The sequence below is a fragment of the Myxococcus sp. AB025B genome (assembly GCF_006518215.1).
In the GTDB taxonomy this organism is placed as follows: Bacteria; Myxococcota; Myxococcia; order Myxococcales; family Myxococcaceae; genus Myxococcus; species Myxococcus fulvus.
In genome coordinates this window covers 1-12,406 of the sequence record NZ_SRLW01000289.1, presented here as the reverse complement: position 1 = coordinate 12,406, position 12,406 = coordinate 1, and the positions used below count along the sequence as shown (strand labels likewise).

Annotated in this window: 14 protein-coding genes; 4 read left to right on the top strand and 10 right to left on the bottom strand. The window is 65.4% G+C overall.

Annotated features, from left to right (window positions below):
- Nucleotides 1–324: pilus assembly protein N-terminal domain-containing protein (locus tag FL311_RS34240; RefSeq protein WP_228557280.1), on the top strand; the 324-nt coding region annotated here is incomplete at its 5' end.
- Nucleotides 325–364: 40 nt separating this feature from the next.
- Here the strand turns inward: FL311_RS34240 and FL311_RS34235 are convergent.
- The 5 genes from FL311_RS34235 to FL311_RS34215 form a co-directional block, all read right to left on the bottom strand.
- Nucleotides 365–958, bottom strand: coding sequence for a hypothetical protein (locus FL311_RS34235; RefSeq protein ID WP_141331895.1), 594 nt, complete (start codon nt 956–958; stop codon nt 365–367).
- Between the two features lie 320 nt (nt 959–1,278).
- The gene (locus tag FL311_RS46350; protein ID WP_141331894.1) at nt 1,279–1,845 is read right to left on the bottom strand and encodes a GNAT family N-acetyltransferase; all 567 of its coding nucleotides are present in this window, start codon (nt 1,843–1,845) and stop codon (nt 1,279–1,281) included.
- A gap of 538 nt (nt 1,846–2,383) precedes the next feature.
- On the bottom strand, nt 2,384–3,133 hold the full coding sequence (locus FL311_RS34225) for a DUF4142 domain-containing protein (RefSeq protein WP_141331893.1): 750 nt from the start codon (nt 3,131–3,133) through the stop codon (nt 2,384–2,386).
- Nucleotides 3,134–3,231: 98 nt separating this feature from the next.
- A complete protein-coding gene (locus tag FL311_RS34220; RefSeq protein WP_194869471.1) occupies nt 3,232–3,690 on the bottom strand; it encodes a PaaI family thioesterase in 459 nt (152 codons plus the stop codon).
- A 5-nt stretch (nt 3,691–3,695) separates the two neighbouring features.
- Entirely contained in the window at nt 3,696–4,106 is a 411-nt protein-coding gene (locus FL311_RS34215; RefSeq protein WP_228557279.1) for a PaaI family thioesterase, read from the bottom strand.
- Between the two features lie 230 nt (nt 4,107–4,336).
- Here FL311_RS34215 and FL311_RS34210 point away from each other — a divergent pair, with 230 nt between their 5' ends.
- From FL311_RS34210 to FL311_RS34200, 3 genes are all read left to right on the top strand, one after another.
- Complete coding sequence (locus FL311_RS34210) at nt 4,337–7,753, top strand: amidohydrolase family protein (protein ID WP_141331890.1); 3,417 nt, start codon at nt 4,337–4,339, stop codon at nt 7,751–7,753.
- A gap of 92 nt (nt 7,754–7,845) precedes the next feature.
- Nucleotides 7,846–8,415, top strand: a complete 570-nt coding sequence (locus tag FL311_RS34205) for a hypothetical protein (RefSeq protein WP_141331889.1) — start codon at nt 7,846–7,848, stop codon at nt 8,413–8,415.
- Between the two features lie 152 nt (nt 8,416–8,567).
- A complete protein-coding gene (locus FL311_RS34200) occupies nt 8,568–8,873 on the top strand; it encodes a hypothetical protein (protein ID WP_141331888.1) in 306 nt (101 codons plus the stop codon).
- Nucleotides 8,874–8,941: 68 nt separating this feature from the next.
- On the opposite strand, the gene FL311_RS34195 is transcribed toward FL311_RS34200, so the two are convergent.
- The 5 genes from FL311_RS34195 to FL311_RS34175 form a co-directional block, all read right to left on the bottom strand.
- Nucleotides 8,942–9,187: a hypothetical protein gene (locus FL311_RS34195; RefSeq protein WP_141331887.1), complete on the bottom strand. Its 246-nt coding sequence runs from the start codon at nt 9,185–9,187 to the stop codon at nt 8,942–8,944.
- A gap of 232 nt (nt 9,188–9,419) precedes the next feature.
- Nucleotides 9,420–10,085 (bottom strand): hypothetical protein, encoded by a 666-nt coding sequence (locus FL311_RS45590; protein ID WP_228557278.1) that lies wholly within the window; start codon nt 10,083–10,085, stop codon nt 9,420–9,422.
- Nucleotides 10,082–10,663, bottom strand: a complete 582-nt coding sequence (locus tag FL311_RS34185; RefSeq protein WP_141331886.1) for a hypothetical protein — start codon at nt 10,661–10,663, stop codon at nt 10,082–10,084. Before FL311_RS34185 ends, FL311_RS45590 begins: the two co-directional genes overlap by 4 nt.
- A 188-nt stretch (nt 10,664–10,851) precedes the next feature.
- Nucleotides 10,852–11,487, bottom strand: coding sequence for a hypothetical protein (locus tag FL311_RS34180; protein WP_194869470.1), 636 nt, complete (start codon nt 11,485–11,487; stop codon nt 10,852–10,854).
- A 68-nt stretch (nt 11,488–11,555) separates the two neighbouring features.
- The coding region (locus FL311_RS34175; RefSeq protein WP_141331885.1) for an IS256 family transposase at nt 11,556–12,406 on the bottom strand (851 nt) is incomplete at its 5' end.

The following is a 12,406-nucleotide window of genomic DNA, read 5'->3' as shown; positions in this document are numbered from 1 at the left end:
GTGCTGGGCGGGGCCGGGGCCCTCTGGTGGAAGCCGGGCACAAAGCCGCCACCATCGGTGCAGGACGCGACCTTCATGGCGCAGGTCGAGGAGGCGAGGAGGACGGGCGGCAACACGTTCTTCCCCATGGTGATGGGCACGCCGCGCGAGCTGAGAATCGAGGGACTCTCACGCATCGCCATCGGTCGCACGGACCTGGTCGACATCAAGTCGGAGCCCGGCGTGTTGCTGCTCACACCGCTCGATGTCGGCGCGGGCCAACTGCTGGTGTGGACCCGCGACGGAGAGCGAAAGCTCTACACCGTGTCTATCACCCGCGACTGATGAAGTACGGGCCATCAATGCTCCCGCCCTGTCATGGGAATTATGAGTCAGACTTGGTCTTGGCTAAGGGAGGAAGCTTTGCGCGAACTCGACGAAGCGTGTCTTGTTCAAGCTGCGATAGGTTCTTGGGTGGACGATCAACTAATTCACGAAATCGTTGAATCGTACGAGGGTGATAGTTTGCAATCTGTCCAGACTTACCTCGTCGAACAACTACGGCGCATTCTTCATCCTCATTCAGCTTAAAGCCCCGAACAAGGATAGATACTTCTGGTCCTTTTAATCCAAGTGCTTCCGCAAGAGCCGCTTGGCTCAACGTAAAGCCTGCGCCAATAGGGTCAGCGACGATCAGTGCATGTGCAATGTCTGCATGCTCTTTCCCGTCTGCTATGCCGATAGCTGCAGGCAGAGTATGCCGCAAATCAGGCTTGATTGCCTCTATGAGTACACTCAAAGTCGCCTGCATTCTTGAGATTGCTGAGGCTTGGTGCTGCATGGCCTGCACCATCGCTACGAAGTTCTCTTTATACTGCTCAGCAACCTCGGCTTGGATATCGCGGAGGACGGTCTTAACCTCCGTTGATAATTTTAGTCCCGAGAGTTTTGTACTTCCGTGTTGATCCGATTCATCCATGACGGATTTGAGCTGATTCTATTGTGTCGCTTATATCGGAAACTTGTTTCTCTAGCTGTTCAAGCTTGGCAAGTAAGTCCGCTACCCTTCGAACACGAGGCAGGGATGGCGCATAGGATGGGGCTCGCTCTTCCGTTTTAATGAGCAAAACTTCATACGCAGCACCCACGAGCCGGGTTGTTGGGCGCACACCTGTCGTGCTGGAAACGCACGTCTCCGTGGGCCTGACTGCAGCCTCGCTGCGAGGTTCATCAGAGGCGAGTGTTGCACTCGGGAGTGGGCCAAGGCTGGACCAAAGACGAACGAGTTCGTCTCGACGCTTACTGTCCTTCTTCAAGTAAGAACTCATCGTTGTCCTCCTTCAATTGATGAAACCCGTTTCCTTCGAAAACCCACGAGTCCAACTCGCGTGGAGCTATCCAGTTCTTGACAACCCTCTTTACACCACCGATGGCCCCATAAAAGTGCTCCAATTCGGAGCCAGCCGCAAGGAGCACACCCGAGCAACCGAGTTCGGTAGCCCGTAGAGCACACATCGTCACTAAAAGGTGTCCTACCCCGGCAGTTCGATGGTTAGGAGAGACCTCCAACTTGCTAAGTACATAGAATTTCTGGCCTTCTACTTCGCAAGTCGGATTATTTGAAGACCAAATACCAAGATTCTCCTTATTGCCGGACTCCACGACGAAGAATTCCTTGGCCCTCTTGCAAATATCATTCCAGCGCCACTGGGCGGAGAGATCGGTTTTCAGCCGAAGCTTGGGCCAGGCATCGTCGATTTGACGGATCCTCTCGGAGTGCGGCCACACCACCTGGCACTCCAGTCCTGATGGTGGGAGGCGCCAGCGCTTCTTCCTCAGCACGGTGGTGGGAGACGCCCTTCTCATTCAAGACGCCTTAGAGCATAAAGGCCAAGCGAGTTGAAGAGCGTAAGCCCGGGCGTCTAGTAGGCAGCTTCACCTACAGCAAGCTATGTATCTGGTTGCTCGGTGCTCGTGTTACGCGTCAGAGCCTGATTGTCCCTTGGTCTGGGGAATGACTCATTGGAGGCAATGACGGAGCAGGGTAGGGGCCCTAGTTCGTTCCACATGCGAACAAGCTCTTCTCTTCGTTTACCATCTTTTTTTAGGTAGGGACTCATCGAATGTCTCCCTGGGTCTGAATACAGAAGATCTATAGTTACCTGCGAGGTACAGGGCGGATTGTGCGGCCATGACAGAAGAAGCTCCGAGCTTCTGATGTACCAAATAGGGCTGACATTTTGGTGCATCAACGAGGGCTCTGCCATCTACCCCAGCCTACATAGCTAGGCTCATCTATGTGCTAGGGGGGCAGGCGAGTAAACTAGCGGCGTGAAAGACAGGCCCTCTAGGCTGAATCTAACCTGCACTCCGCTCGTCACCCGCGACTGAAGCACGGTGTCACTCAGCGCGCGCCGCGAGGGGCCTGCCTCGCCTGCCGCGGCGTCTCCTGCCCGAGCAGCCGGTACGCGGCCTGACGATGTTGCTGGAGCTGGGGCAGCAGGTTGTCGAGCAGCGCCTTCAGCGACGTGTTGCTCGCGAACTGCTGCTGCGCGGCCATCACCTTGGCGATGTCCATGTCGTGGTCCCCGACCATGTCGGCCAGGTACGCGCGGTCGAACGGGGTGCCCTGGAGCGCCTCCAGCTTCTTCATCGTCGCGTGCTCGGCCTCCTGCATCGCCTGGGCGAGCGTGGAGTCCGCCTTGGGCTCCTCGAGCGTGAGGTTCTTCGACTTCGCATACGCCAGCAGGTTCTCGTCCGCCTGGCCGTGCTCGCGCTCCATGCGCGCGCCGAAGTCCTTCACCGCCTGGGACTCGCCGTTCTTCTGGGCGAGCCGTCCCATCTGGACCTCCATCTGGTTCGCGTGGTGCAACTCCGCCAGGAACGCCTTCTCCTCGGTGGGCACGGGCAACAGGCCCCGCTGCATCCACTTCGCCGCCTGGGCGTCGCCCTGCCCCGAGCCGCCCGTGCCGGGCTGTTCATCCCCCAGCTTCTGGAGGTCCTCACCGTGGTCGATGGCCTCCGATTCGCCCATGCGAATCATTCCCTGACTGTCACCGGTGCCATTCTGGGTGGCGACATCGTCATCCTGTGCGCCCGCGGCGCCGCCCAGCACCAGCGAGCCGACCAGCATCCAACCGCTCCATCGCTTCATCGCCTGCCTCCGAGAAGTGCGAAACCGAACCTCTCGAAGGTGGCGACGGCGAAGCAGGCGCGGCCAGGGCACGACGGCCGGACGGACGAAGGCTGGGGTCAGGGCTCGGCGAGCAGGAACAGGGCGTGCGCGCTGGCGATGGGGCGGGTGCGGTCGTCCTGCCAGGCGTCGACGCGCACGTTGGCCACGCGGCGGCCCTGCCGGGTGATGATGGCGCGCGCGAACGTGTCCTGCGGCTTGCCCGAGCGCAGGAAGTCCACCGTGAGCGAGATGACCTTGGGCACGCGCGGCGTCTCCGTCTTCAGGAGCAACTCGAAGATGGAGGCGGACTCGAGCAGCGCGCCCAGGGTGCCGCCGTGCAGCGCGGGCAGGAAGCTGTTGCCGATGAGCATGGGCTGGTAGCGCATGCGGCACATCATCTCGCCGGCCAGGTTCTCCACGCCGATGCCCATGAAGCGCGTGTAGGGGATGGCGTCGGTGAGGCGGCTGTACTCGCGCGTCTTGCGCACCTCGAGGACCAGCTCGGCGATGGCGGAGGAGGGCTTGGTGTCATTCATGGAAGTCATTCCTCCGTCAGCATGAAGGTGCCCTGCGCGGAGGCCACCGGGTGGTTCTTGTCGCCCTGATGCACCAGCGCTCGGACGAAGGCGACCTGGCGCGTGGTGCGGTAGCACTCGGCCACGGCGGTGAGGCTGACGCCGGGACGCGCGGGGCGCAGGTAGTCGATGCGCAGGTCCAGCGTCACCATGGGGGTCAGGCGTCCCAGCCGGAGCATGACGGCGGTGCCGCACGTCGCGTCGATGAGCGTCGTCACCGGGCCTCCGGCGATGACGCCCGTCTCCGGGTTTCCGACGAGGAAGTCCGCGTAGGGCAGCTCGACGGTGGCCTCGGTGGGGGCCACGTCCACGAGCTTCAGACCCAGCGCGTGGTTGTGGGGAACGATGTCCGAGTAGAACAGGGAGCAGCGCTCCATCCGCCCGGCCTTGTCTTCGGGAAGCTTGAAGTCGTCCGACATGAGGATGCGGATAACAGAAACGTCCCGGGATGGCGCGTGACGAATCGCGTCGAGCCCTCCGCGGCCGCTCAGGAAGAGGCCCGGCTGTCCCCCTGTTCACGTCGCGCCGGGCGTGTCCCCGGGGAGCCGGATAGTGTGGCGCCCCGCAAGGCCGTGTCTCGCACAGTCCCCCCACACGAGGACCTCTGGTGAAACGACTGACCTCCGCTCTCTGCGCCCTGCTGCTCGTCCCGGGCGCGCTCGTCGCCGCGCAGCCCGCGCAGACGCCTCCCGCCGCCCGGCAGGACCCCACGCCCCCCATCCCGGTGAAGAAGGATGACGCCGCCCGTGAGGCCGGCCGCGCCGTGGAGGTGGACCCCAACGCCCCGTCCGACACCGAGTCCCCCAAGGCCGACAAGGACAAGGACAAGGACAAGGACAAGGACGCGTGGAAGGTGGACGCTCCCGGGTTCCCGGCGAAGCAGGTGTCCATCGACGTCTCCGAGGGGACGTGGATGAACGTGGACGTGAGCCCCAGCGGGGACGAGCTCGTCTTCGACTTGCTGGGCGACATCTACGTGCTGCCGCTGGCGGGAGGCGAGGCGAGAGCGCTGACCTCGGGCGTGTCCTGGGACATGCAGCCGCGCTTCAGCCCGGATGGGAAGTCCATCGCCTTCACGAGTGACAGGGGCGGGGGCGACAACATCTGGGTGATGAAGCGGGATGGCTCGGACGTGAAGGCGGTGACGCAGGAGAAGTTCCGCCTGCTCAACAGCCCCGCGTGGAGCCCGGATGGACAGTTCATCGTCGCGCGCAAGCACTTCACGGCGCGCCGCTCGCTGGGCGCGGGCGAGGTGTGGATGTATCACCGCTCCGGCGGCGAGGGCGTGCAGCTCACCGAGCGCGCCAACGAGCAGAAGGATTTGGGCGAGCCGGCGTTCTCCCCGGATGGCCGCTACGTCTACTTCAGCCAGGACGTCACGCCGGGCCGGACGTTCGAATACAACAAGGACCCCAACGGGGAGATCTACGCCATCCAGCGGCTGGATGTGGAGACGAAGGAGATCGACCCCTTCGTCACCGGGCCGGGAGGCTCCATCCGTCCGACGCCGTCTCGCGACGGCAAGCAGCTGGCGTTCATCCGCCGGGTGAGGACGAAGACGGTGCTCTACGTCACGGACGTGGCGTCGGGGGCGGAGCGCCCGCTGTACGACGGGCTCGACCGGGACATGCAGGAGACGTGGGCCATCCACGGCGTGTACCCGACGCTGGCGTGGACGCGCGACGACAAGGCGATTGTCTTCTGGGCGGGCGGCAAGCTGCAGCGCATCGACGTGGCGACGAAGCAGGTGACGCCCATCCCGTTCCGGGTGAAGGGCACGCGCACGATTTTCGAGGCGGTGCGCTCGCCGCGGGCGGTGGCGCCGGAGCGCTTCAACACGAAGATGCTGCGCTGGGTGCAGGTGTCTCCGAAGGGGGACCGGGTGGTGTTCCAGTCGCTGGGCAAGCTCTACGTGAAGGAGCTGCCGGGGGGCACGCCGAAGCGGCTGACGAAGCAGGAGGACCACCTGGAGTTCTACCCGTCGTTCTCCCGGGACGGGCGCTCCATCGTCTACACGACGTGGGACGACGAGAAGCTGGGCGCCATCCGCGTGGTATCGGCCACGGGCGGTGAGGGCAAGGTGGTGTCGACGCGGCCGGGCTACTACGTGGAGCCGGCGCTGAGCCCGGATGGCAAGTCGCTGGTGTATCGCGCGTCGGGGGATGGCTACCTGATGCCGGGGCAGTGGAGCCGGGAGACGGGCCTGTTCGTGCAGCCGGTGGCGGGAGGCACGCCGCGCAGGCTGGCGCGGGATGGAGAGCAGCCGCACTTCGGTGTGCGCTCGGACCGCGTGTACTTCCTGCATGAGGAGTCGAAGGAGAAGGAGGACGTGCGCTCGTTGAAGAGCGTGGGGCTGGATGGGAGCCAGGAGCGCACGCACGTGACGAGCGCGGAGGCGACGGAGCTGAAGGTGTCTCCGGACGAGCGGTGGGTGGCGTTCCGGGAGAACTTCAACGCGTTCATCACGCCGTTCCCCAAGGGGGCGAAGGCGGCGGTGGTGGGGCCGGACGCGAAGGCGTTGCCGGTGGCGAAGGTGAGCCGCGACGCGGGTGAGTATCTGCACTGGGCGGGCAACAGCCAGGGGCTGCACTGGGCGCTGGGGCCGGAGCTGTTCACGCGGGAGCTGAAGCAGGCGTTCACCTTCGTGGACGGGGCGCCGGAGAAGCTGCCGCCGGTGCCGGAGAAGGGCGTGGACCTGTCGTTCCTGGTGAAGGCGGACGTGCCGGAGGGGACGCTGGCGCTGGTGGGTGGGCGCGTCATCACGATGAAGGGTGACGAGGTGCTCGAGCAGGGCGTGGTGGTGGTGAAGGGCAACCGCATCGTCGCGGTGGGGCCGGTGGGCAAGGTGCAGGTGCCGGCGGGGGCCAAGGTGGTCGACGTGAAGGGCAAGACGTTGATGCCGGGCCTGGTGGACGTGCACTGGCATGGGGCCATGGGGGTGGATGGGCTGATGCCGGAGCAGAGCTGGGTGCAGGCGTCGTCGCTGGCGTACGGGGTGACGACGCTGCATGACCCGTCGAACTCGTCGGAGGAGGTGTTCGCGGCGAGTGAGCTGGGGAGGGCGGGGGCGTTGGTGTCGCCGCGCATCTTCTCGACGGGGACCATCCTGTATGGCGCGGCCGGGGTGGGGTATCGCGCGCCGATTGAGACGCTGGACGATGCGCGCTCGCACCTGCGGCGGATGAAGGCGATGGGGGCCTTCAGCGTGAAGAGCTACAACCAGCCGAGGCGGGACCAGCGGCAGAAGGTGCTCCAGGCGGCGCGGGAGCTGGAGATGCTGGTGGTGCCCGAGGGTGGCTCGTTGTTGCAGCACAACCTGACGATGGTGGTGGATGGGCACACGGGTGTGGAGCACGCGATTCCGGTGGCGCGCATCTACGCGGACGTGAAGCAGCTGTGGGGGAAGAGTGGGACGGGCTACACGCCGACGTTGGGGGTGGCGTATGGCGGCAACTGGGGTGAGAACTACTGGTATCAGAAGACGAACGTCTGGGAGGACGAGCGGCTGTTGTCCTTCGTGCCGCGGCGGGTGGTGGATTCACGCAGCCGTCGGCGGACGATGGTGCCGGACGACGAGATGAACCATTTCGACGCGGCGCGGACGGCGCGGGAGCTGAACGAGGCGGGGGTGAACGTGCAGCTCGGCGCGCATGGACAGCGCGAGGGGTTGGCGGCGCACTGGGAGCTGTCGATGTTTGGCCAGGGAGGGATGAAGCCGTTGCAGGCGCTGCGCGCGGGGACGCTCGGTGGGGCGCGTTATCTGGGCATGGATGGGGAGATTGGCTCGCTGGAGGAGGGGAAGCTGGCGGACCTCATCGTGTTGGACAGGAACCCGCTGGAGGACCTGATGAACAGCCGCTCGGTGCGCTACACGATGGTGAACGGGCGGCTGTACGACGCGGCCACGCTGAACGAAGTGGGCACGCGGCAGCGCCAGCGCGCGAAGTTCTTCTTCGAGAAGGACGGCAACGAGGGCTGGAGCCCCAAGGCCAGCGCGCATACGCACACGCACTCGTGTGACTGAGTGAGGCGTGGCGGGCATCGGACCTTGGAGGTCGATGCCCGCCACGTACAGACATTGCAATTCGTGGAGGGCTCCCTCAGGCTTGGCGAGCCATGAGACTTCTGTGCTTCTCGTTGCTGGCGCTGGTGTCCAGCTGCGCACGCCACCCGGGGACACGCACGGCCCTGCCCCAAGAGGACCTGTCTGTCTCCTTCCCGGATGCGTTGGATGTGCCGGAGCAGTATTCGGCGGTGGACGGCGAGACGCTGCGAGCCTTGTCAATTGCCGCCAACGACTTCCTACCGGTAGAGGCGCGTGAGCGCTCGTGTTGGAACCGGCAGGAGTCCTATCGCTATCGCGTGCTCAAGCAGGGGGAGCTGTTCTTCGTGGGCATCTCCGCGAACCCCGAGGCCTGCAAGCTGGAGCCACGGATGCTGGATGGTGGGGTGCGGTACGCCATCGACAGGGAGGGGCGGGTTCTGCGACGTCACTTCGAGGGTGAGCCCGACGCGCCATCGGCTCCCTCGCTTCCTCCGGAGGCGGGGAGCCCCGTGTCACTGCCCGATGCGGACATCCCTGTCGGGGATACGACCTGGGGCACGCCCATGGAGTCGGTACCGTCCTCGTGGCGAGACGGAGGCACCGCGCCTTCCTCTTCCGCGGATGGCGGCACGCCACGGTGAATCCCGGTGCGGGAGCTGCGTGGACCCGCACCGGGGATTCATCCTCGAGGGTGAACGGCTGGAGCCAGGTCAACAGGGTTCGGGACCAGGGCTCACTGTGAAGCCCCTCCGCTGACTGGGACGCTCTCCGTCGCAACACAGGAGGCGTCACCATGATGAGTTTGATGAAGCGGTTGGCTGGAATGTTCGTGCTGATGATGGCCGTGGGCTGCGGACCCATGGACCCTGTCGAGGAGACGGCGGCTCCCGAGCCGTCACCTCCCGCCGAGGCCCCGACTGTCGAGGCCTCCGGGCTCCCGGAGTTCGTCGCGTGCCTGAGTCCGGCGACGGAGGAGGCTCGCGCGTGCATCGTGACCTGCGTGGAGTTCTCTCCCGTGTTGAGTCTCGTCCCCTGTCTGGGGAGCTGTGGGCTGCAGCTCACCTCCATCACGGCGTGTCTGCCGGCGCTGGCCCTCTAGCGCACGACTTCTCGCGCGCCTGACCCACGACGGGCTCCGGAGTGCACCCCCGGAGCCCGTCCCTCACGTCAGGGGATGAGCGTCAGCACCAGCGTCTGCGTGCTGGTGTACTGGGCGAGCCCCTCCGGAGAAGCGCAGGCGTTCTCCAGGTCCGCGACCACGAACACCAGCGTCCGCACCGCCGTGGCCCCCGCGTACTTGCCGGACACCACGGTGCCGATCTGCTGCGTGGTCCGCGTCGTGGTGCCACCTTGAACGACGACCTGGGTGAGTGACAGCTGCGACGTCTCGCCCGTGTTCCACGTCACCGTCACCGAGCCTCCACTGATGCCGAGCAGCGAGTCGCAGGTGTAGTTTCGGGGTTGAAGGTGGAACCACGGTAGCGACGGCCGGTGCCGCGCCGCCGCCCCATGCGTCGACCGTGATGGCTGTCGAGCAATGGACGTGTACCCAGGTCCAACGGGTGATGCGCCCCCCGCTCCGGTGCGGGCTCGCCGTGCGGGCCCAACTCGAGCCACATCGCCGAGTCCTGCGCTGAGCTGCCCTCTAAAGGCCGTCTGGAGACGCTGCTCCCAGACCTGTATGTTCGAGCCACGCCCGAATCGTTTCCAGCGCTTCATCGAGCGTCTTCCTCGAGCCCCAGAACATCCGACCGATGGCCTCGTGTGCTGCTCGGATGTCGTCCGTCCTCTTACAGGGAGGCAGCTGAAGAGCAGGCGCATCGGGTCGTGGCGGCTCGATGATTTGCTTCTGTGCCACCATCTCCGACGCGAGCGCGTGCACGCTGGGATAGTCAGGAAGCATCGGCAGCCGTGACTCCGCTTCAATGATTCGTGCGGCGTCTTCGTAATGCCTGACGAAGGATGCTGGCTCTTTCTCGTCGTGAAGAGCCCTCCGCTGAAGTGCGTCGAGTTTTTCGAGCAGTGTGACGAGCGGGTGTACGCAGCGCACAGCCTTCGGCCGATTGTCGTCGTAGTCCCCGAGTTGGCCTCTTGCTTCGAGCGCTTCATGCACGAAGGACGTCATGTCCCGATGCACGAAGGGGGTGACCCGAGCGCTGCTGAACCAGACCTGGAATCCCGTCGCATGGAGAGCCCACAGCGTGTGGGTGACCCAATAATCCTTCTCGACCAGCGCGACCGAGAGGCCTCGGTCTTTCGCGACGATTCGGAGCAGGTCGTCGAAATCGGAGTCGTCGTGAATGAAGTTCAAACGAAGTCAGCTCGGAGCGCCGTGTTGATCAGGTCTCGCGTCGGTCTTGTTCCGTAGCGCCGGGCCATGGTGCTCAGCAGCTCGCGGTCGAAGTCGCCGCGCGAAAGCGCATGCGTCAGCGCCTCGGCCATCTTCGCACGCGAGGCGCCAGCCTGCTCCGCGTTCTCGAAGAGGTCCACCACGAACCACTCCTTGGGCGCCGGCTGGGGGAAGGCAATGCGCCGCAATTCGAAGCGGCGAAGACCGAACTCGACGCGCCCGGAGCGCTTCGTGTTGTAGACGAGCGGCACCGCGAACACGGCTGTCGCTCCCAGCCCCAGTGCGTTCCAACGCTCGGGACCGGTGAACACGAAGGGGCTGTCCTTGAGGAACGCCCGCATGAGCGCATCATCGGTAGGTGGCACCACACCGAACTTGCCGCGCTTGGGGACGGCGAACAGACCATGCGCGACCGGGACCAAGACCCCCTTGTCGACCAGCGCCTTCGCATACCTGGGAGGGTTGGAGGTCCAAGGCTCGAATTCCTGGGTACGGTAGACCCGACCTTCTTCGAGCTGTGGGAGGACCATGGTCGCCATTGTACTTTTTCTCCGGAGAAAAAGTACAAATGGCAGCTCAGGCCCGCAAGGCCTCGTTCTAAGTCGCTGGAATCCTTGAAACAGGGTTCCAGCGCAGGGTGGGATGGCTGAAGCGGAGGTTCACTCGCCGCCTGCCTGCTCCTCTGCTGGGGTGGGGCAAGTCACGGATCTTCAGCGAGGCCCGAACTTCACGGCCCCGGCTTGGACACCGCCGCCCCGCACTTCGCCTCGTAGCGCTGGAGCCGCTCGCGCAAGTCCTTGCGGAACTCGGCCGAGTACGCCTCGTGCAGCATGTCCACCGCGCGGCGCTGGAAGCCGACGGCCTCCGCGCACCGGTCCAACTGGAAGAACAGCGCGGCCTGGACCGCGAGCCCGAACGGATTGCCCGGGGAGAGCTCCACCGCGCGCTTCGCCGAGGGCAGCCCCTTCTGCGGCTGGAGCGTCATCATGTAGTGCTGGGCCAGGCTGGTGAGCATGCGCACGTCGTGCGGCAGCAGCCGCGCGGCCGACTCGCGCGCCTGCTCCAGCGCCTGGGGCTCGTCCTGGTCGCTCAGCATCTCCGCCAACAGGTCCCACCCGCGTCCGTCCTCCGGGTGCGCCTTCACCAGCTCCCGAGCCCGCGCCAGGTGCTCCTGGCGGTTCGAGGACAGCTGCGTGGCGAGCACTGCGGCGCTCACGTTGGTCGGGTCCTCCGTCAGGGCCTGTGCCAGCTCGGCGCCGGCCTTCTCCTGCCGCTGCGCCTGCGTCAGCTCGCCCGGGGCGCGCAGGAACATGAGCCCGCGGTTGGCGTGCACCTCGGCGCTGCCCAGCTCCCGCACCTCCACCGGTCAAGTCCCGAATCGTGTGTAGTTGGTTCGGAGGGGGTTCGGGGGAGGAATGCTCCTTGGCGGGGTCATGCAGCGGTGTCTGAGTTTGACTTCAGCAGGGACATATCGAGGTAGCGGCGGTCGTCCCAGACGCCGGTAACTTCCAGGGCGACAGCGGTGATGAGGCGCAGGGCGCTGGCGCGGTCAGGGAAGGCACCGACACCCCGGATGCGGCGCTTCACCTCGCCATGGAGGCGCTCCAGGCCGTTGGTGCTGCGCAGACGCTTCCAGTGGGCCTTGGGGAAGGCGAAGAAGCAGGTGGCGGCGGCGAAGCCCTGGCGCAGGCACTCCATGGCCTCGGGCACCTGGCGCCCCAGGCCCTCCTGGAGGGCCTCCATTCGCTTCCTGGCCTCCTGGAGGGTGGGCGCCTCGAAGATGGCCGACGTCTCTTTGCCCAGCCTCCCGCGCAGCCTCCAGGGGGCCTTGGCGAGCACGTTGCGGGTGAGGTGCACCGTGCAGCGCTGCAACTGCGCCTCGGGCAGGGCCTGTCGGGCCGCCGCGGCCAGGCCCGCGTGCCCGTCGGCGATGACGAGCCTTACGCCCGTCAGCCCCCGCTCCAGCAGTTGGCGCAGCAGCTCCAGCCACGACTCCTGCGACTCGCTGCCGCCCAGAGTCACGGCCAACAGGTGCCGGTGCCCATCCTCTCCCACGCCGTAGGCCACCAGGGCGGAGACGTTCTGCACCGTGCGCGCCCACCGTGCGTCCAGGAAGGTGGCGTCCAGGTAGAGGTAGGGGAAGGCCTGGGTGAGCGGCTGGGTGCGCAAGCCCTCCACCTTCTCTTCGAGGGACTTCGTCACCCGGCTCACCGTCGAGCGCGAGACGTCCTCGCCCATCAGCGCCCTCGTCACCTTGCCCATCTTCCGCGTGGAGACGCCCT